Here is a 20,050-nt window from a genome sequence, read left to right on the forward strand (position 1 = left end):
TATGTATCAATATAATGATCTTAAGGAAAAGACGGTTCTGGTCACCGGCGCCAGTGGTGATATTGGCCTGGCGATCTGCGCTAAATTTCTTGACCAGAATTGCGATGTTTATGCGCTGTATAAATCCAATGCCACGCAATTAACGGAACTGAAAGAAACGCATCCGGCAGGAAGCAAGCTCACCGTAATTCAGTGCGATCTCGCCGATGCGCAGAGTGTCACTGCACTCTGTTCACGCCTGACCGAGGAAGCGGGCAAGCTTGATGTGCTGGTTAACAACGCCGGGATTGTAAAAGACAGCCTGTTTGCCTCGATGAGCTTTGATGATTTCAGCCAGGTGGTAGACACCAACCTGTTCAGCATTTTCCGTCTGACGAAAGAAGCCTTAATGCTGCTGCGTTCCGCAGAAAACCCGGCCATCATCAACGTGGCCTCCATTGCGGCCATTATCCCAAGCGTCGGGCAGGCGAACTACAGCGCGTCGAAAGGCGCAATCCTGGGATTCACCCGCACGCTGGCGGCTGAACTGGCGCCGTATGGCGTGCGCGTAAATGCCATCGCGCCGGGGATGATTGAATCCAAAATGGTGAAAAAAGTATCCCGCACGGTGGTGCGTGGCGTAACGGCATCTATTCCATTACGTCGTCTGGGTAAATGCGACGAGGTTGCCAATACCGTCGTTTATCTGGGCTCCACTGCCTCCAGCTACATTGTGGGTCAAACCATCGTTATCGATGGCGGCCTGGTGATGCGGTGATTTATGTCTAAATACGTTATCCCCTCGAAGATCTTTCTGGAAATGGGCGGCTGGCGTCAGCCGCTGCTGATGGTCGACAGAATTGATGACTTCAAATATGGCGAAAATGGCTTTGTGAAGGTGACGAAGCATATCACCTACAACGAGCCCTATTTGCTCGGGCATTTCCCGGACGATCCGATCATGCCTGGGGTTATTATTTCTGAGATTTTTGGTCAGGCCAGCGAGTACCTCTCGTTCCTCACTGATATCTGCGATATCTACAACCAGACATACGGCACGGAGCTGAAATCGTTACGCGATATTCATGCGCTCATTCAGCGTGACGAGATGCGGGAGATCATTCGCACGCGCCGCGCGCAGGTTCGTGGTGTTCTGGCGGCCCAGAATTTGAAATTTAAAGATATTGCCTACCCAGGTGATTCGATTGAAGTGACCAGCAAGCTGGCATTTTCTGATGCCCATGGCTTTAAGCATTATTCCGTGACGGCTAACGTCGGCAAGCGGTTAATCAGCCATGGCACCATTATTAATTTCCGCGAAACAAAGTAAACCCCTGAGAGAGTTAAAACCATGTCTACAATGAAAAACGAAATTGACCAGCGCAAGGACGTGCTGATGACAATTAAAACTGAGATCATTCAGCGTTTAAATATCCAACGTGATGAATCTCAAATTGATGATGATACCGCCCTGTTTGGTAATGGTTTAAAACTGGACTCCGTTGATGCAACGGAAATCGTGGTCATGCTGGATAAAGTTTTCGATATCAAAGTGAGCGAAAGCGATGATCCTTCTTATATGAGAAGTATCAACAATCTGGCGACGTTTATCATCCAGAAGAAAAAAGCTTAATTTATCATTGCGAATAACAGGATCACGTTATGAAGTCTCTTTATGATTTTCATTTAAAAAACAATGCGAAAATGGGCATTTACAACAATGCCAACGTTCCTTCTGCCTATCACGATCCGATGGTGGAATATAAAGCCGTACGTGAAAATGCCCTGCTGGTGGACTATTCCCACATGTCCATTGTCAGCGTGATGGGTGATGATGCCTGGGCACTGGTGAATTATTTTGTCTCTGCCGATGTATCAATTATCCGTGACGAGCAAGGGATCTACTCGCTGGTACTGAATGAAGACGGTACGGTGCGCGGTGATGTGTATGTGCTCTGCTCATCCGACGGCTATTACATCATGTCCGAGAACATTCCGGCGGCGGAAATTATCGCTGGCCTGAACGCCCTTCTGGAAAAAGCCGACGAACTGGATATCCAGGAAACCCCTGAAATTGCTGACATGCGCGAGCAGAACTGGGGCGCGATCATGGTAGAAGGGCCGTACTCCTGGGAGCTGATGTCTGAGATCCACGGTTTCGACGTGATTGGTCTGCCTTATTACGAATACATGAATACCGACGACGAGCTGATGGTATTCCGCTGCGGTAAACACGGTGAATTCGCCTATATGGTTATTGGCCAGCAGGAACAGCTGCTGGATCAGTGGCAGCAACTGCTGGAGCACGGCGGCAAATACCTGCTGCAGACCGGCGGGCTGGATTACCAGAAAATTGTGCGTATCGAAAACCCAGGCTGGGATGAGGCGCTGTGGGCTGAGTACAACCTCAATCCGGTAGAGCTGCAGCTGCAATGGGCTGTGCAGTACGACAAAGAGGGCTTTGTGGGTAAAGACGCGGCCGAAGAGCTCTCTCACCGCGAAGGCGCACGCAAGGTGATCGGCATGATTGTCGAGGGCGAATGTTCGGGCATTGAATCCGGCGATAACGTACTGGTTGAGGATCAGGTGGTAGGGAAAGTCGCTAAGGCTATCTATTCTCCAGCCCTGCAGTGCTTTATTGCCCTGGCGCTGATCGACAATGAATATGCATGGTCTGATATTAGCGGCTTTGCTATTCAAACGCGTTCTGAGACGGTGGCCGCGAAAACCAAAGGTATGCCATTTATTTATAACCTGAGCATGCTGGTTAATCCAACTGAACACAGTTTTGTGGATGCCTCTAAAGCGAAAAGCGCACTGTAATTATTAATCGAAACAGCGAGAAGCGAATCCGTGGGAATAACACCACGGATCCTTTTCGCTGCTCATTGCCTGTACATGGCGGTACATATATTTATGAAGACAAACAGAAAACGGGTTGTCATTACCGGGATCGGTATTCTCTCTTCGCTGGCTGAAAACCTGCAGGATTTCAGAGACGCCTTACTGAATAAAAAAAATGGCGTCACGGACAGCGTGCGTTTTTCAAAATGGTTTGAAAACGCCAGAGCCGCTGAAGTCTTGCATGACATTGACTATTCGGAATTACCGGACGACGTTATCGCCTCCCTGGATAATGCCGCACTCTGGGCCTACAAAGTGGGTAAAGATGCGTTGAATCAGGCGGGGCTGGCTGAGAACAAAGCGCACCTTAAAGAAACCGGTTTGATTGTCGGCGTGTCGTCTGCCGGGACCGAGGCATTTCTGCCGCTGTTTGAGCAACGCATGGAAGACTTTTCCCTGCGTAAGGCGCTGTTCTCTGGCGGTTTCTCCTCCTGCTGTTCCAGCGTCTCCACGCTGCTCGGGTTACAGGGTGGGGTTGAACTGGTCGCGACCGCCTGTACGGCCAGCCCTAACGCGGTCGGCATGGCGTTTGACTACATCCAGAACGGCAAAAGCAAAACCATGCTGGCGGTCGGGACAGAACCTATCTACCTGCCAACCTTCGCGGGCTTTTATGCTCTCAACGTGATGCATCCGGATGCCTGCACGCCGTTCTCCGGCAATTCGGGGATGTCCATTGGTGAAGGGGCCGGGGCGATCGTACTTGAAGAGTACGAACATGCTGTCGCACGCGGCGCCACCATTTACGGTGAAATTCTCTCTTATGCCACCTCCTGCGATGCGTTCCACGAAACCGGACCGGATCCACGCGCCAGCGGCGCGGTACAGGTGATGCATAAGGCGATGGAAAATGCCGGCGTTACCCCGGATCAGATCGAATATGTCAACGCCCACGGTACCGGAACAGAAGCCAACGACCGTATCGAAACGCTGGCGATGAAAAAGGTGTTTGCCAACAATGAGAAACTGTTGGTGAGCTCTACCAAGTCTTATTTTGGTCATAATATTGGCGCGGCGGGGATCGTCGAACTGATCGCCTGCCTGGTCACGCTGCCGGATAACCGCGTGCTGCCGACGCTGAACTTTACTAACGCGCGTCCAAACTGCGATCTGGATTACGTGCCAAACGACTTCCGTGACCAGAAAATCAACCTCTTCATGAAGAACAATTATGCCTTCGGCGGTAACAACTGCAGCATGATTATCAGCATGGAGCCTTGTTCGATCCCGGTCAGTGCCTACGACGAAAAGCGCGTGGCGATCACCGGCCTGGGTGCCGTTTCCGCGATTGGTCACACCGTTCACGAGATCCTCGACAACGTATGGCAACAGAACCATACCGTTGAGCTGGGCGGCGTCACCTTCCCGGAAGACACGCTGGAAGAGGCGAAAGAGTTACTGGATGTGCTGGAAACCACCCGTCAGTTCGAAGCGCTGTTTGGTGACGATTTCAACGCGCTGGCCGAAACGCTGCCGGAAGCGAATGAACACTTTAAGACCTTCCAGGTCTCCGGGCTGGAACCGCGTAAACATCTGCGCCGCTTTGACCCTCGCAAGGCCACGCGTGGCGGTACGTTCGCATTGATTGCCCTGTCCGAAGCGCTGGAGCAGGCGAAGCGTAAAATCAAGCGTGATGGCGATGAGCTTGGCATGGTCATGGGAATGTCCAGTGGCCCGCAGGAGACGACCTACAAATATCTGCAGAGCCTTAAGCCAGACCCACGTAAAGTCAGAACCTCTGAATTCCCGGGATCGTTAATGAACTCCATCCCGACGTTCTGCGGTATTTCGGAAGGGATCAAGGGCTACACCACTACGCTGGCGACCGGCGAGAATGCAGCATTAGGCGCATTAACCTACGGCTACGAAATCGTGCGTCAGGATCTGCAGCCGCAGGTGCTGGTGGGCGGCGCGGACGAGTATTTCCCGTCCATGTCACTCTATATGGACGCCGTTACCCGCAAGCTGCATATGACCTCTGACGCCAGGGAATATCAGATCTACGGTAACGATCCGAAGGGTTACATTCCTGGCGAAGGTGCCTGCATGTTGCTGCTGGAAGATCCGCAGCGTGCAGCCGCGCGTGGTGCAGAAGTGCTGGCGGAAGTGGTCGGTTACGGTAAAGCCTGTAGCAACAGCTATTTTGATGCCTCTCAGCGGGACGAGAAATCCTCCTCCATGGCGCTGGCTATCGCCCGTGCGCTGGCGGATGCCGGTATTACGGCGCAGGAGATCGACTTGGTCTGTGGTACCAGCAACGGCAGCGATGACAGTTCGCGCATTGAAATTGATGCGATTTACGACACCTTCGCCGGGGCAAAACCGGACGTACCGGTCGTGAACTACAACGCCTGCTTTGGCTTTGTCGCGTCAGCTGCCGGACTGCTTAACCTGGCCGTCATCATTGACTGTTTTAAGACGCAGGCGGTTCCCGCTATTCCTCATACCGTCGAGTTTTTCGATAAGCGAATTAACTTCGTTCGTGAACCGTTAAAACTTGCCCTGAAGCACGTATTGCTGGTGGGTGCGACAGAAGGCGGTAACTACTACGCGTTTGTGATTAAAGGATAATATTGTGGATAATGCCGCTATCATTTCGGGGTTCAGTTCTTGTCTGCCGTTTGCCGAAGACAGTCTTCAGCTTATTCAAAATCTGAAGCTGGGCAAACGCGTTGAAAGAAAGCCCTGGTTTAAATCCGACGACGAGGCAATTAAATGTGGGTTCGATGGCAATAAACATATTGCCACGCTGGATCATACGGATGATAGCGCATTAGATCTGCTTTATCGTCTGATTGACGATGCACTCGACCAGGCCGACCTGGATGTTCAATGGCTGGCCGGGTGCAATGCCCGGGTTTATTTAACCGGTATCGGCCCGCGGGTCGATGGCATGGCCTTTAAGAGTTTCTATAACAAAAATGATGTGGAGGATATTTATCTTTCAAAATCATTAATGCAACTGCATGTGGATAATATGTCGCAGGATCGTATTGCCGGTCACCTTGCGCGTAAATACAACCTGCAGTATTTACCCCCGAATATGAATTGCACCAGTAATTCATCCATGACAGCCGTGCATTTAGGTTGCCAGGCCATCGAGCATGGCGGCGTAGATATTGTCCTCGTGGTGAACTGCTCAAAAATTAAAACGCAGGATATCTGGTTTCTGGATACGCAATCCATGCTGGATAGCCATCTTGTTCAGCCCTTTGGTGAAAACAGCCAGGGGGTGCTTTTCGCGGAAGGCTATAGCGCCATTCTGCTGGAAAATTCCCGCCACCGTCGCGCCAGAAAGGCGAAGGGCGGCGTGCGGTTGCAAACAACCTATACCCAAATCAGCGCTGGCAGAAGCAACGACAGCTCATGGCTCAGCACCAATATTTTAAAAGTGATGCAGGCCACAATGAAGAAAGCCGAACTGGACGTTGAGGCATTGTGCGCGATTATCCCTCACGGTAACGGTTCATCCGTCAGCGATAAAGCGGAAGCCAAAGCGATAGCGATGTTGACGGAAGGACATCCGGTTCCGGTTCTGGCTTATAAAGGCCAGATTGGCTATACCGCAACCGGCTCTGGGATCGTCGATTTAATTATTGGGCATCATTCGCTAACCCAGCAGGAGCTTATTTCCCCCGTTGGCAATGACACCATTATTGATGCCGTTGCTCAGCATGTTTTGATTGACCGTGGCGTTATTGGTCATCACAAAAACCACCTGCTTAAAGTCGGGGTTGGCGTGGATGGTTCCATTATTGGCGCCGTCATGTCTACTGGTCATCCAGGCTGTTGAACGATCATGGAGAGTTACATGTATTTATCCTCATTTTCGCTCATTGATCCGGAAGATAAATTTTATTTCTATCAGCCCAGCTGGCTAAACGCGTGGGAGTCGCATTTATTTAATAAAGCGCTCAAATCAACCCATGCAAACGGCTGGGGTCTGAAACGTTTTGGTACGCAGCCGGAGTTATATGCCGGTGAAATGATCCGCAATCCTCAATATCAAAAATACCTGGATGCGATGGAGCAAGCGGCGGATGACGCGCTCATGGCGCTGCCGGCGAAAGAGCGAATGAAGCTGCTAAAGCAGCGCACGGCATTTATTTATGTCGACTCCTGGGGCGAATCCGGGCCGTTTGAAAATATCTCCAGCGCATTACACATCTCAATGATTGATACGCTGCCAAAAAACCTGGTGAAGAAATTCTCTGTGAATTCACCGACGTGCAAAATCCGGGGTGAAAGGCAATCCTTCATTCAGGCCCTGAGTCTGGCACAGGATTATCTGAGCTGGGATGTGTTTGATTACGTGGTGATCTGCGCCGCCTACCGTGCGATCCCGGTGCTGGTGTTTTCGGACGAAGATATCGCGCTGAAGTGGGGAGAGAAGCACAGGGGGAAAGCCCAGGATGTCAATTTAACCGTTGAGCGTGCGGGCTGTTTCATCTTTAGTCAGCATGAAAGCGCAATCCGGGTGAACGGCGGTCAATACGTGATGGCCGATACCCTTGAGGACACGCAGGCAGCGGATCGCGTGGCGTTTGCCGGTCTGCGTAAAGAGATGCTGTCTCGCTCAACCGTTGCGCCGCAAAAGACGTTAGATCTGGTCGATACCTTTGGTGCCAGTGGCTGTCTGACGCCGGCATTAAGCTTTGCGTATCTCCAGCAGGCTCCTCATTTTGCGGGAAAATTAAGAACTGTCGTTCCCGATAAACAGTTCGGTTACAGCTATTTCGACATTGACTATTGCAAGGAATAACGACACCCCCATGAGCGGAATGATTAAAGAACTCCCAATGATATCGCTGAACAATATCTATAAGAGTTATGGCTCGGGCGAAGGCAAAGTCGATGCCCTGAAAAATATCAATCTTGAAATAGAGAAAGGCGAATTTCTGGCACTGTGCGGCCCCTCCGGCAGCGGTAAAAGTACGCTGTTAAATATCCTGTCGGGTATTGATAAGCCGGGATTTGGTTCGGTGATGTTTTTGCGAAAATTACTCAATAATTTACCGGAAGAACAATTATCTGAAATTCGTGGCAAGCATCTGGGGTTCATATTTCAGTTTTTTAACCTCATCCCCGTGCTGAGCGTATTTGATAACGTTTTTTACCCGCTGGTGCTGAATGGACACATTGGCAAAAAAGAGGCGAAAGAGCGGGCGCTGCATTTTATCGAGAGCGTAGGACTGGCGGGATATACCGAACGTAAGCCGGGCCAGCTTTCGGGTGGACAACAGCAGCGCGTGGCTATTGCCCGTGCACTGGCGCATGACCCTCAGGTCGTGATTGCCGATGAGCCAACCGGAAACCTCGACCTGGTCACCGGTGAGGCCATTCTCGATCTGCTGCTGAAAATCAACCGGGAGACACGCACCACTTTCATTATTTCGACGCACTCAAGCCAGCTGAAAGAGCGCGCGCGGCGTGTGGTTGAAATTAAGGACGGAGTATTAGTTCATGATTCACAATCGTAATTTCTTCATTCTCTGCTGGCTGCTGATCTGCATGGCCTATGCCGGGAGCGTTAAAGCCGCCGCGGCCCCCATGGCTGAGCAGGTGATAAAAAATGGCTTCCCGACGCAGGCCGATAAGCTAGCCGATATCACCCGTGCGTTGTTTACCGAATACAAGGCCAATGATAACGCGCTGTCGCTGGTTTTTTATGCCTACGGCATGCTGCGCCAGGCGGAGCATGCCCTCAATACCAATGACGTCATTCGGGCGTCTGAGTATGGCAAAACGGGCTTTTTCTATCTCGATGAAGCGGTGGACCTCTACGAGGGCAATCAACGGGTGCGCTACATGCGTGCCCGTGTGGACGCGTACCTGCCAGCCGATATTGGCCGTTGTGTGGTGACGTTAAAAGATACGGAACAGATGGCGAAAAGCCCTGACGTATTCAATGCCGGGTTGATGAAGCACATTGACGAAATGCGTTATCGCGCGCTGTTGAGCTGTAACCGTACCGCCGAGGCAGACGCGCTGCTGGCGCAAACAGAACTGCGTCACGCCAACTCTGCATTACCACTGGCTTCTGGCGATGCGCCAGAGTGGGATATCAACGAAGTGACAGAGGTCTTGTTACCGCTGGTGAAAGGGAACTAAATGTCCGGGGTTATGGTGTTAGCGAATAGTGTTGTTGTACTGATTCTGATTTTTGTCCTCTGGTGCGTATTATTCCGCTCGCGGGATGTGAAGTTTGCTTTTTTAAACCTCTTTCGCCACAAGAGACGATCTTATTCAACCATGGCCGCCATTATGCTCGGTGGCGTGTCGATATTTCTGTATGGCGGGTTTATCGATTACTCTTTCTGGATTTTGAAAGAGCAAACGATTCGAACCAATATTGGTCACGTGCAAATTTATAATGAAAATTATTTCCAGACGTCGAATAAAAATAAAAGCCTGATTGCAGATTATGCATCCCTGAAAAAGGCGATTCTCAACGATCCGGATCTCGCACCGCATATTTCGACGCTGTCCGGTCAGCTGGAATTTACCGGGGTGATTTCGCAATATGAAAGCGAAACCTCCAGCTATTTTTCCGCCCTGGGTGTGGAGCCGCTGCCTGCGTTAAAGCTGGGATCGTTTGATAAATTAATTTCCGGCAGCGATCTCTCCCGGGTGCGTACCGACGAAATCACGCTGGGCAGTGGGCTGGCGAAAACGCTCAATGCCCACTATGACGACTGGCTGGATGTGCTGGTGGTGAATACCGAGGGCGGGCAGGGCGCGTTATCGATGAAGCTTCGCGGCATCTTTGAGTCCGGTATTAAGGATTACGATGATGTGGCGATGAAAATCCCGCTTGATACCGCACAGCGCATCATGGGAACCCACAGCGTCAGTAAGGTATTAATCCTGCTGAAGGACGACGATACCGCCGTCTTTAGCGCCAAACTGCGTCAGTTTATTGCGAAGCATCATTTACCGCTGCTGGTCAAAGACTGGAAAGAGACCTCGATCTTTTATCAGCAAGTAGAAGGCTTATTATCCGGGATCTATTTCTTCATTAAGCTCATCGTCGGATTGATCGTGATCTTTATGATCGGCAATTCGATGACCATGAATATTATCGAACGTACCCGGGAAATAACCACCCTCAGGGCGATTGGCCTGAAACCCCTGCATGTCACCAGGCTGTTTTTACTGGAAGGGATTTTCATTGGTCTTATCGGCGCCATTGGCAGTCTGGCGACAGGTTATGCCATTGCCTCTGCCATCAATCTTTACGGTATTGCGATGCCGCCGTCACCGGGGCAATCGCTGGGCTATACGGCCTTTATTAAAACCGACAGCGTAGCACTGACCTGGATAACCCTGGTATTACCGATCCTGGCCGCAACCGGCGCCTCTGTGCTGCCTGCATTACGTGCTTCACGGCTGAATATTTCAGATGCTTTTAAATTTTCGTAAGGAAGCGATATGAAACGCGTTGTCATCACAAAACTGCTCTTTTGTCTGTGCCTGTTTTCCTCGGCGGTATTATCAGCGCCGGTGGATAACAAAGCATCAGAGATTATTCGTCGTGCCGATGAGGTTCGTTCCCCGAATAAACCTTTTCGCTACACCCTGACCATTCATGAATATAAGTCGGGCGCATCTCAGCCTGACAATAAGCAGGTGCTGGATATTTCCATGCGCTTTATGAAACCCGAAGGGGGAATGAAAGCCGATGCCCGCTCGCTGGCGCGTTTTATTTATCCCCCGCGGGACAAAGGCAAAGTGCTGCTCTCTGACTGGTACGATCTTTGGTTCTACACGCCAGAACTGCGTCGACCGGTTCCCGTTTCGCGCCAGCAGCGCCTGATTGGACAAATTTCCAATGGCGACGTCATTGTCACCAATTTTGAGTACGCCTACCACGCTACGCTGCTGGGTGAGGAACCATGCGGCGATACGCAGTGCTATAAGCTGGAGTTGGTGCGCAAAACGGATGACGTCACGTGGCCAAAAGTCATCTATTACGTCGAAAAAGAGGGGGACAACCGTCCTTTTAAAGCGTCGTATTACTCTCTGGATAATAAATTGATGAAAGAAGTGCTGTACCAGGATTTTCAGATGGTATTAGGGAAGATGCGTCCGATGAAAATTATTGTGAAGGAGGCCCGTCACGGTAACAGCTACTCCGTGATGGAGTACAGCGATGTTCGCCTGGAATCCTTGCCGGAATCCCACTTTACTCGCGAGTCTATTCAGCGAGGTGCCAATTGAAACGCACATTACTGGGGTTAACCCTGGCACTCTCCGCTCTGCCGGTAAGCGCACTGGCGGACTGCCTGTCCGGTTCCGACTTTGCAAAAAACAGCACTGTCACGCTGTATGAGCAGGTGTCGCTGGTCAAAAAACAAATTTCAGACTGGCGAATTAACGGCCGAAATCCGTATACCAGACACAATATCTACAATGACGCGGGCGTGAATCTCACCAGCAAGTGCGCGATCGTTGATAATGCGCTGGATCTGGATTTGTCTCTCTACGGGCTCACCTGGTACTCACCGCGTAAGGTGGGGGCATTTGAAGAGGACGACAGCCGCTCTCAGCTGTTGATTGAGCGTCTGAGACTGGTTTACGCCGTTTCAGACAGCGTGCAGCTTGAAGTAGGAAAACTTCAGGCGAAGCAGGGTCTCTTTTTCCTGCGCTCACCTTCCGATCTGACTCCGCATTACTACGCCGGGTTCAAACCGACGCGGCTTTACGATCCCGCGCTTCGCACTGCGTATCAGTCCTCGTCCTGGGCCGCGACGCTGTCAATGGACAACCGGGATGAGTCGCTCTCGCTGACCATGATCCCGAAGCTGGCGACGATCGATAAATACTATCTGACCTCCAGCAACTGGTCCGCAAACCAGCGTGGCAACAGCAGCGAGACCTGGCTTCTGAGCTATACCTCACATGCCTTCCGTCAACATACGCCGGGGATGCGCATTCTGCTGGGAGACTCGCAGTCGGTTGCCGTCTCTGACAGCTATCACTACACCCCACAGTTGACCCTGAATGCCGGGATGGCCTGGCACCGGGAGCAGCGCTGGCGTCATCTCTCTGAGGAGAAAAGTGCAGAAGTCCAGAACTATGCATTTCCTTCGTCGCTGTATGACACCGAGGACAAAAATGGCGTTGAGCTGGCTGTAGGCGGGCAATATACCTCTGATGAATTTAACGTTTTCGGCCTGGAATATTATTACCAGAGCGAAGGCTACTCCCGCACGGAATGGCGCAAACAGCGCGAGCTGATGACCTTTTTGAATACGCCGACAGGCTATGCGCCGCTCGACAGGGCGTTTGATTCCTATAAGTACCTGATGGCGTCTGAAATCAGCAATACGGGCAACAAAGGCATGTTGCAGGGGAAACACTATCTCAACGCCTGGTCCAGCGTGCAGCTCACGCATCAGATCGCCGTGCAGCCTTATTTCGTCGTCAATCTGATGGATAAAAGCACCCTGTCAGGGCTCCACATCAGCGCACCGCTGACCTTTATTGATGACCAGCTGGAAGCGTATACCGGCGTCTATTCAGCACTGGGTAGCGCAAATTCTGAGTTTGCTTTCTTCGGCGATGTTGCCGGTGGCTATGTTGGCTTTAAGTATTACTTATAAGGAAATGACTATGACGCTTGATAATCCATCGCAGCCTGTGGTGCTGCTGTTTTCCGGCCAGGGAAACCCGGTGATTGGTATGGGCAGCGATCTGTGGGATCTCAATGCAACGACGAAACAGATCTGGGATTGTGCCAGCGATGTGTCGGGCCTCGATCTGCGCCGACTCTGCCTTAAGGGGCCGATGAACAGGCTGATCCAGACCACGGTACAACAGCTGGCCGTTACGGCAATCAACGTATCGCTTTATAGCCTCTGCCGCGAGCGCTTCCCCGCGCTGCGCGTCGTGGGTGCCTGTGGCCATAGCGTTGGCGAATACAGTGCCCTGTACGCGGCAGGCGCGATCTCGCTGGAGACCCTGTTCCGTACGCTGCATTTTCGCGCCAGCACCATGGATGCGGTGAGTAAAAAGCAGAAAGGCGCGATGCTGGCGCTGAAGGGGGCCGATTTTGCCACGCTGAGTGACATCATCACCCGCAGCGGGATCGCGCTGGATATCAGCTGCGACAACACCCCGCGTCAGCAGGTGATTGGCGGGACCCCGTCTGCGCTGAGTGATTTTACCAAAGTTCTGGCCGATGAAGGCTATGAGCCGATCAAGCTCGGCGTCAGCGGGGCCTGGCATACCCGTTTAATGGCTGAGGGCGTGCAGCTGATGCGTGACTTCCTGGCGGGGCAGCCTTTCACCTCGCCAGCCTATGACGTGCTGATGAATGTGACCGCCAGAGTCGAAACGGTGCCGGACAATATCAAAGAGAACCTCTCTTTGCATCTTACGCAGACGGTGAAATGGGCCGATTCCATGGCCAGATTCATCCATCATCCAGACCAGCCGCTGTTCCTGGAGATGAGCAACAAACCCTATCTGGGACAGATGCTGAACGATTTTTCCGGTTTTTCTGCCGGGCGTGTCCTGCACTGCAGAAAAGTGTTAGGGATGTAATGGCCGAGCTATGATTCCAGATTATTTAACCTTCATCCGTTATCAGGATAAAAGGAACGTGCTTTTTATCTATATCGTGACGTTTATCCTGCTGGGCTTTTACTGGAAAAATGCCGGTTTCTCTTTTTCCCGGCAGGATGCCTGGGTCGCGAGCGGTATTTTCGCGCTGATCGGGTATAGCTTCATTGCCGACCTTAAGGCCTTCTGGGCCTATAAATGCGTCGTCAAGAATGTTGATTTGTCGGTATTTGTCGGCAAAGAGAGCCCGAAAATGAATTCGATCATCTTCGAACCGTTTATCGTGCTGGCCGTCTCGATCCTGATTTTCGCGGGCATCACGGGGTTCTTCCTTGCGCTGACCACACCAGGCATCACGCTGCTGTTCATGGTTTTCGTGGCGCCGCTGATTATCTGGGGGATCTTTGCCGCACTGCGCCATGTCTATATTCAGCAGGTCGTTGCCTCAGCCAGAGACAAGGCAAAATACACGCAGCTTTCACAGTATGTGGCCGTTGCTGTCGTGATGAGTGTGGTGATGAATCTCCTGACCATCAGCCCCTTACGCAACAGTGCGCAGTTTGATCTCTATGGGCGCTACTTCACCTTAACCGCCATTATTACCATGGTAGTGCTCTGCGTGGTGGTGCTGGCAATCAATCTGCTGTTCTTGCGCTTTACCCGACGCTATGTGTTTCTGGGCCATCTGTTCCTTAACGAGATTGACCTCTATTTCTCCCCGTCAATCCCGTGGAGGACGCTGTCTGAGAAACCCTTATGGCTGCGGCTGGTGATGCTGGTGGGTGTGGAATGTGTCTGGTCGGCTGTTATCGGCGTGCTGCTTACGCTTTCGGGATGGCAGGTCTGGTTTGAGGTCTATTTCCTGCTTTGCTATCTGCCGTGCCTGGTGTACTACACGCTGCACACCTGGTGGAAATGGCATACCGATTTTATGATGTCGAGCGATATGTATCTGCGCTGGGCGGAGATCAGCAGAGAGGACACCCCCTGGTAGTCGCCTTCTGAAAGACATAAAAAAGCCAGACCCTCATCACTGACGGTCTGGCTTTTTATGACGTCTGTTTCGCTTAGCTCATTTTCATCCATGACAGCAGCATGGAGGCGCTGGCAATGACGTTAATGTTGGAAATATAGCCGTCGTAGCGGTTGTTAATGGCAGAAAGCTGATTATTAAAATGATCGTTTTCTGCCGTCAGCACGTCGAGCAAGGTGCGTTTGCCAAGGTGATACCACTGTTCGTAGAACATACGACGCACCCGATCCGTTTCACTTGTCAGGCGATCGTAATCATCGGCGCGCAGGAAAGAGGAGTCACGTACCTGAATCTGATAGTTAATCTGATACTCCAGATCTTTGTAACTCACTTCATATTGCTGCTGCGCCATATTGGCTTTCGCCCGTGCCGACATCTCAGCGGCACGCTGAGAGCCGCCGCTAAACGCCTCCCACTCGACGTTTAAGCCCGTATACCAACCCGCTTCGTTGCCGTTGCTGTCTTTGGCGGTGCTTTTGGAGATGACCCAGTTCACCTGCGGCAGGGCCGACGATTTAATGCTTTCTGCCTCATACTCTGCCGCCCGGACTTTGGACTGCAGGTTCAGCATCATCGGGTTCTTATCCAGCCCAGAAAGGGCCACCGACGCCGGGATGACCGTGTCGTGCCAACTTATGCCTTCCGGTAATTCAGGCTCGGTCCCCAGCAGACGCACCAGTTTGATTTTGCTGGCGCTCAGCTGATGCTCAATATTGTCCAGACTTGCCTGGGCCGACATCAGTTTTGCTTTGGCCTGCACCAGTTCACTCTCTCTGCCGCGGTCCGCCTGGGTAATTTGCGACAGCATGCTGACCAGCTCTTTCATGCGGCCAACGTACTGTTTCGCCACAACCTTACTGTGCTGGTAGCGCCCCATGTTCATCAGTTCGGACACGGTGTTGTAGGCCAGCTGTTCGCGGGAATACTCTTTTGAATAACGGGCTGCTTTTGCCGTTTCCAGAGAGTTGTCCACCTGATTACTGATCCTTCCCCAGTCAATAATCGGCGTATTAACGGAGACCGTACCGCTTGAGTCGCTGATATGGCTATTGTTGGATGACGACTGGCGATCGCCACCCACGGTCGACAGCGGCGAGGTTACGCCCAGACGTACCTGGGGCATGCGCTGGCCTTTTACCTGATCGACCATGTAGTCAGACGCCATCACCTCTGCTGAGGCGGCCCGCAGTTCCGGGCTATACGCCAGCGCTCTGGCCACCATGCTTCGCAGGAAGACTAGCGAATCCTGACTGCCGGCACGGTAGCCCTGCGACATGCCGCTAATGGCTTGACGCGCACCGCCCTCACGACGCACCCCGGCGTACGCCGGATCCGGTTTGTAATACTCGGTGACGGGCGGGAAGAAGTCTGCGTTTTTCTTCAGCGCAGCCCGGCTTTCCGCCGGTTTTGACGGGGCGGGGGCAAACTCCCTGGCTGTCGGTGCAGAGGCGTAGCGTTCAGGGCGCGCAGTGGATTGCGTTGGCATCGCCTTTTGCGTACTGACGTATTGCGACTGGGTACGCATGGCGGGCAGCGAACGCGGCGATGCCGCACTGTGCGACACCGTCCGCTGCACAGGCTGCACGTCGCGGTTGAGCTGTGACTGTGTGCGCATCGGCGGCAATGACGCCAGGCTGCTTTTAGCCTGAGCAATGTCAGCCGCGTGCAGCGGAATGACAAAAGAAGAGCAGGGCAAGCAGAGTGCAACTGCGGTTGCTACCCTTGCCCAACGACGCTCTTTACGTGCCTTAACCATATAATTATCTCTCCCTGAAGGCTTCGCGCGCTTTCAGTATCGGTTTGAGGATGTAAGACAAAATGGTCTTCTCCCCCGTTCTGATTTCTACGTTTGCCACCATTCCCGGCATGATCGGGAATGACTTGTCTTTTACCTGTAACGCGGCACGGTCGGTGCGGACGAACACCCGGTAATAGGTAGAATCTCCACGCCCCTGACGGGCTTTCTCTTCATCGATCAGCGTGTCTGAACTGAGGTGTTCAACGACACCGTTTAATCCGCCATAAATGGCATAGTCGTAGGCGGTAATTTTTACCGTGGCGGGCAGGCCCGGATGGATAAAGGCAACATCAGAGGGTTTGATTTTGGCTTCAACCAGCAGGTTATCTTCAAGCGGAATGAGGGTCATGATCTCCGCCCCCTGCTGAATGACGCCGCCACGGGTTGTCACCCGGATGTTGTTGACGGTGCCGCGCACGGGCGCCACCACCGTGGTACGGTTCATCACGTCCTGGCGTCCGCGCAGAATTTCTTCCGCCTGCGCCAGCTCAGATTCCAGACGGTTCAGTTCGCTGTTGGCATCAGAGCGGAAGCGGTTGGTACGCTCGGTGATCTGCAGGCTGAATTCGTTCGCCTGGCGCTTGAGGCGCAGGATTTCGACATCCGACATTAACCCTCTGCGCGCCAGCGGCTCCGACAGACTGACCTCGTTTTGCGCCAGCGTCAGGCTCCGTTTTAAGGCCTCTACGCTTTCATTCAGAGTTTTCAGGCGGGCGTTATAGGCCTGGGTCTCATCACGCACGATTGACTCAATCCCGGCGATATCCGGCGGAAAGGTCAGGGGCGTGTCGTAGGCTTCCGCCCTGAGACGGGCAATGCTGCCTTTCAGCCCCTGCACTTTGGACAACGATTCGCCATAGCTGGCCCCGGCGCGAGTTGGGTCAATCTTCAGCAGAATCTGGCCTTTCTCGACGATGTCGCCTTCCTGCACGTTCAGCTCTTCGAGAATGCCGCCTTCCAGGCTCTGAATGAGCTGCTCGCGGCTGGCGGGGATCACTTTCCCGTCGCCACGGGTAATCTCCTCAACCCGGGCGAAATGCGCCCAGACCAGCGCCACCACCACAACCAGGGCGATGGTGTAGAGCATGATCATGCTGAAAGGGGTCTTCTGCGCGATCAGCGCGCCCTGCAGGTCGTGCATGAATTTCAGATCGTCGGCTTTCACTTTCCCCGTTGGCTGTGTGGGGTGTAATGCCAGCCCGGTGCCCGCTCTCTGCGTAGCGTTCACGTTTTCCAGTGCCGTTGAGGGTACGCCTGCATCCGTTTCGGCCTCTCCCTTTGAGGCGTTATGATTCACTTCGTCCTCGTTCATCATTCATTCACACCTTGTTTCTGTTGCTTCTCTTCGACTGAATGCATTGCTTGTTTTTTCTTCATGACATTCTCATTCAGGCTGGCCATCACCTGATCTTTGGGTCCGTCTTTCACTACATGTCCGTCTTCCATGACGATCAGACGCTCTACCAGGCTCAGTACGGACATGCGGTGGGTCACAATGACCAGCGTTTGTCCTTGCGTCGCTTCTTTGAGCCGACGAAGGAACAGGGTTTCCGTCATCGCGTCCATTGAGCTGGTGGGTTCATCCATCAGCAAAATCTTTGGTCGCAGCAACAGGCAGCGGGCGAGGGCGACGAGCTGTTTTTGTCCACCGGAAAGGCAATTGCCCATTTCGCCGATAGGCATGTCAAAACCCAGTGGATGTCTGGCCGCTACGTGATCAAGCCCGGTCAGGCGAACGACTCGCAGAAACTCTTCCGTGCTCACGCCCGGATTGCCAATGACGATGTTATGGCGCAGGGTGCCGTAAAACAGGCGGCAGTCCTGCCCGACGTAGCCCACCGCGGCGCGCCAGTCGGCGGGATCCACCTGTGTCGCATCCACACCATCAATAAAAAGCTGTCCGCTGCTCTGCTGGTACAGGCGCGCCATCACGCGCAGCAGGGTCGACTTACCGCTGCCAATTTTGCCCAGCACGGCCACCTGTTCCCCGGCCTCGATGTTGATATTGATGTTGTCCAGAATGCGTGGCGCGACCATCATTCCCGGTACCGGATAGGTAAACCCCACCTTTTTCAGACGCAGGCTGCCGGTGAAATTGGGCGTCGGCAGATAATTGATGAGCGCATCACGCTCGGTCGGCGTTTCCATCAGCTGGTTAAGGGATTTCAGCGCGGTTTTGGCGTGCTGATAACGCAGCGCCAGACCGACCACGGAGGCCAGAGGCGCGAGCGAACGGCTGGAGAGGATCACCACCCCAATCATGGCCCCCATGGTCAGCTCTCCGGCGTGGATTAAATAGACGCCGAGCACCACGATGCAGACGGTGGTGATTTGCTGCACAAAAGAGACAAAGTTGGTGGTCAGCATGGAGAGATAGCGGGTTTTCATCGAGGACGCCGCAGCCAGTGCGCTGAAATCATTCCAGCGCTTTTGCATCACCCCTTCGCCCTGAGCGGCTTTTAAGGCCTCAAGCCCTTCGATGCTCTCGATCAGCAGACCCTGCTTAAGCGAAATTTCCCGGACGTTTTCTTCCATGTAGCGGCCCAGCGGCCACTGGATAATGACGCTAACAATCAAAATCAGTGGCATGGCGACCAGCGGTACAACGGCCAGTGGGCCGCCAATCATGTAAATGATGAACATGAACAGCAGACAGAACGGCAAATCGGACAGCGTGGCGAGGGTCGCAGAGGTGATAAAGTCGCGGACGGCCTCAAAATCGCGTAACTGGTTCGCAAAGGTTCCGGAGGATTGCGGCTTGTATTCCATGCGCATCGACATCACCTGGCGAAACAGCTTCGCCCCGAGGATCAGATCTGCTTTTTTACCGGCGATGTCGATCAAATAGGCGCGGATTTGTCGGCTGGCAAATTCAAAAATAATGGCAATCACCACGCCAATCGCCAGCGACCACAGGGTGACGTATGCCTGGGTGGGGATCACGCGATCATAGACGTTCATGGTGAAGAAGGTACCGGCCAGCGTAAGAATGTTCGCCAGCAGCGCCGCCAGTGCCGCGCTGTAGAAGTAATGTCGGTAGCGCCACAGCGTCGAATAGAGCCAGTGGCCTTCATCCTGGGCTTTCGGTAACAGCTGGTCTTCAGCACGCGCGTCCAGCGTGGGTTTTGGCGTCGTCACAAGGGCATAACCGCCATAAACCTCGTGTAAATCCGCCTCTGCAACGAGAAGTGTTCCGTCGTTTTCAGGTACCACAATCTGATATGTATGTTGCCCGCGCTTTCCATTGCGCGCGGTAAGAATGCAGTATGTCCCGTCTTTGCGTGCAATAAGCAAAGGGAACAGCCAGGAGGAAAGCGAATTCAAATCGCGCTTAACCCAACCGGCGGATATGCCCATCTGCTCAAGCATACGTAATGCCATTTCAGGCTCCAGCTTGTCGCTTTTTGGCAGGCCTGCATACAGCACCTCTTTGCTGGCATACTTAGAATGATGCCCACAAAGCCATTCAACGCCCCACAGAAGAGAATCTTTTTCAGGGGCTTCAATATCATCAAGAGTATGCTCTGAATTAATTTTTACCGTGGAGAGATGCGTGTTCATTTTCGAATTCAGACCTGTAGTTGCGTTCCTCACTTAGAATTAAAAAGTAAAGAATATGTTATTTAAAAACGACCGGGGGCATCCGTAAATACAACGGGTGACGCGGGTGGATTATGTAAAAATACAAGCACTGGTAATATCGTAGTGTAGGGTTTTATCCCTCTTACACACAATAAGGAAAAGTAACTGTTCCTTTAAGAATATTCTAC

Annotated in this window: 17 protein-coding genes; 14 read left to right on the top strand and 3 right to left on the bottom strand. The window is 52.7% G+C overall.

The genetic code is table 11. From position 1 onward, the window contains the following. Nucleotide 1 precedes the first annotated feature (1 nt). From ACTJJI_RS00120 to ACTJJI_RS00185, 14 genes are all read left to right on the top strand, one after another. Nucleotides 2–757: an SDR family oxidoreductase gene (locus ACTJJI_RS00120; protein ID WP_045295521.1), complete on the top strand. Its 756-nt coding sequence runs from the start codon at nucleotides 2–4 to the stop codon at nucleotides 755–757. Between the two features lie 3 nt (nucleotides 758–760). Beyond that, on the top strand, nucleotides 761–1,309 hold the full coding sequence (locus tag ACTJJI_RS00125; protein WP_013095700.1) for a 3-hydroxyacyl-ACP dehydratase FabZ family protein: 549 nt from the start codon (nucleotides 761–763) through the stop codon (nucleotides 1,307–1,309). Between the two features lie 21 nt (nucleotides 1,310–1,330). Further along, nucleotides 1,331–1,612: an acyl carrier protein gene (locus tag ACTJJI_RS00130; protein ID WP_013095701.1), complete on the top strand. Its 282-nt coding sequence runs from the start codon at nucleotides 1,331–1,333 to the stop codon at nucleotides 1,610–1,612. A 29-nt stretch (nucleotides 1,613–1,641) separates the two neighbouring features. Then, complete coding sequence (locus ACTJJI_RS00135; protein ID WP_153907894.1) at nucleotides 1,642–2,802, top strand: aminomethyltransferase family protein; 1,161 nt, start codon at nucleotides 1,642–1,644, stop codon at nucleotides 2,800–2,802. Nucleotides 2,803–2,895: 93 nt separating this feature from the next. Further along, nucleotides 2,896–5,454 carry a beta-ketoacyl-[acyl-carrier-protein] synthase family protein gene (locus ACTJJI_RS00140; protein WP_262782394.1) on the top strand — a complete coding sequence of 853 codons (2,559 nt, stop codon included), beginning with the start codon at nucleotides 2,896–2,898 and terminating at the stop codon, nucleotides 5,452–5,454. Between the two features lie 4 nt (nucleotides 5,455–5,458). Then, entirely contained in the window at nucleotides 5,459–6,676 is a 1,218-nt protein-coding gene (locus tag ACTJJI_RS00145) for a beta-ketoacyl synthase (protein ID WP_029882413.1), read from the top strand. Between the two features lie 18 nt (nucleotides 6,677–6,694). After that, nucleotides 6,695–7,645 carry an ATP-binding protein gene (locus ACTJJI_RS00150; RefSeq protein ID WP_440652580.1) on the top strand — a complete coding sequence of 317 codons (951 nt, stop codon included), beginning with the start codon at nucleotides 6,695–6,697 and terminating at the stop codon, nucleotides 7,643–7,645. Between the two features lie 10 nt (nucleotides 7,646–7,655). Continuing rightward, nucleotides 7,656–8,363 carry an ABC transporter ATP-binding protein gene (locus tag ACTJJI_RS00155; protein ID WP_014830757.1) on the top strand — a complete coding sequence of 236 codons (708 nt, stop codon included), beginning with the start codon at nucleotides 7,656–7,658 and terminating at the stop codon, nucleotides 8,361–8,363. Next, nucleotides 8,347–8,994, top strand: a complete 648-nt coding sequence (locus ACTJJI_RS00160) for a hypothetical protein (RefSeq protein WP_014830758.1) — start codon at nucleotides 8,347–8,349, stop codon at nucleotides 8,992–8,994. Before ACTJJI_RS00155 ends, ACTJJI_RS00160 begins: the two co-directional genes overlap by 17 nt. Then, nucleotides 8,995–10,305 carry an ABC transporter permease gene (locus ACTJJI_RS00165; RefSeq protein WP_014830759.1) on the top strand — a complete coding sequence of 437 codons (1,311 nt, stop codon included), beginning with the start codon at nucleotides 8,995–8,997 and terminating at the stop codon, nucleotides 10,303–10,305. A 9-nt stretch (nucleotides 10,306–10,314) separates the two neighbouring features. Further along, a complete protein-coding gene (locus ACTJJI_RS00170) occupies nucleotides 10,315–11,103 on the top strand; it encodes an outer membrane lipoprotein-sorting protein (protein ID WP_014830760.1) in 789 nt (262 codons plus the stop codon). Then, the gene (locus tag ACTJJI_RS00175) at nucleotides 11,100–12,488 is read left to right on the top strand and encodes a hypothetical protein (protein ID WP_047023440.1); all 1,389 of its coding nucleotides are present in this window, start codon (nucleotides 11,100–11,102) and stop codon (nucleotides 12,486–12,488) included. Before ACTJJI_RS00170 ends, ACTJJI_RS00175 begins: the two co-directional genes overlap by 4 nt. Before the next feature lie 10 nt (nucleotides 12,489–12,498). Next, nucleotides 12,499–13,431 (top strand): ACP S-malonyltransferase, encoded by a 933-nt coding sequence (locus ACTJJI_RS00180; RefSeq protein ID WP_192543940.1) that lies wholly within the window; start codon nucleotides 12,499–12,501, stop codon nucleotides 13,429–13,431. 10 nt (nucleotides 13,432–13,441) lie between these two features. Beyond that, nucleotides 13,442–14,443: a hypothetical protein gene (locus ACTJJI_RS00185; RefSeq protein ID WP_047360754.1), complete on the top strand. Its 1,002-nt coding sequence runs from the start codon at nucleotides 13,442–13,444 to the stop codon at nucleotides 14,441–14,443. A gap of 73 nt (nucleotides 14,444–14,516) precedes the next feature. Here the strand turns inward: ACTJJI_RS00185 and ACTJJI_RS00190 are convergent, their stop codons facing one another. From ACTJJI_RS00190 to ACTJJI_RS00200, 3 genes are read right to left on the bottom strand one after another with little or no spacing between them, the layout of a single operon-like run. After that, the gene (locus ACTJJI_RS00190; RefSeq protein ID WP_248041940.1) at nucleotides 14,517–16,238 is read right to left on the bottom strand and encodes a TolC family protein; all 1,722 of its coding nucleotides are present in this window, start codon (nucleotides 16,236–16,238) and stop codon (nucleotides 14,517–14,519) included. Between the two features lie 4 nt (nucleotides 16,239–16,242). Then, nucleotides 16,243–17,595: an HlyD family type I secretion periplasmic adaptor subunit gene (locus ACTJJI_RS00195; protein WP_194516936.1), complete on the bottom strand. Its 1,353-nt coding sequence runs from the start codon at nucleotides 17,593–17,595 to the stop codon at nucleotides 16,243–16,245. Beyond that, on the bottom strand, nucleotides 17,592–19,841 hold the full coding sequence (locus ACTJJI_RS00200) for a type I secretion system permease/ATPase (RefSeq protein ID WP_014830767.1): 2,250 nt from the start codon (nucleotides 19,839–19,841) through the stop codon (nucleotides 17,592–17,594). The genes ACTJJI_RS00195 and ACTJJI_RS00200 overlap by 4 nt, the downstream gene beginning before the upstream one ends. Nucleotides 19,842–20,050 lie beyond the last annotated feature (209 nt).

The organism is Enterobacter sp. 22466, assembly GCF_052044775.1.
Taxonomy (GTDB): Bacteria; Pseudomonadota; Gammaproteobacteria; order Enterobacterales; family Enterobacteriaceae; genus Enterobacter; species Enterobacter dissolvens.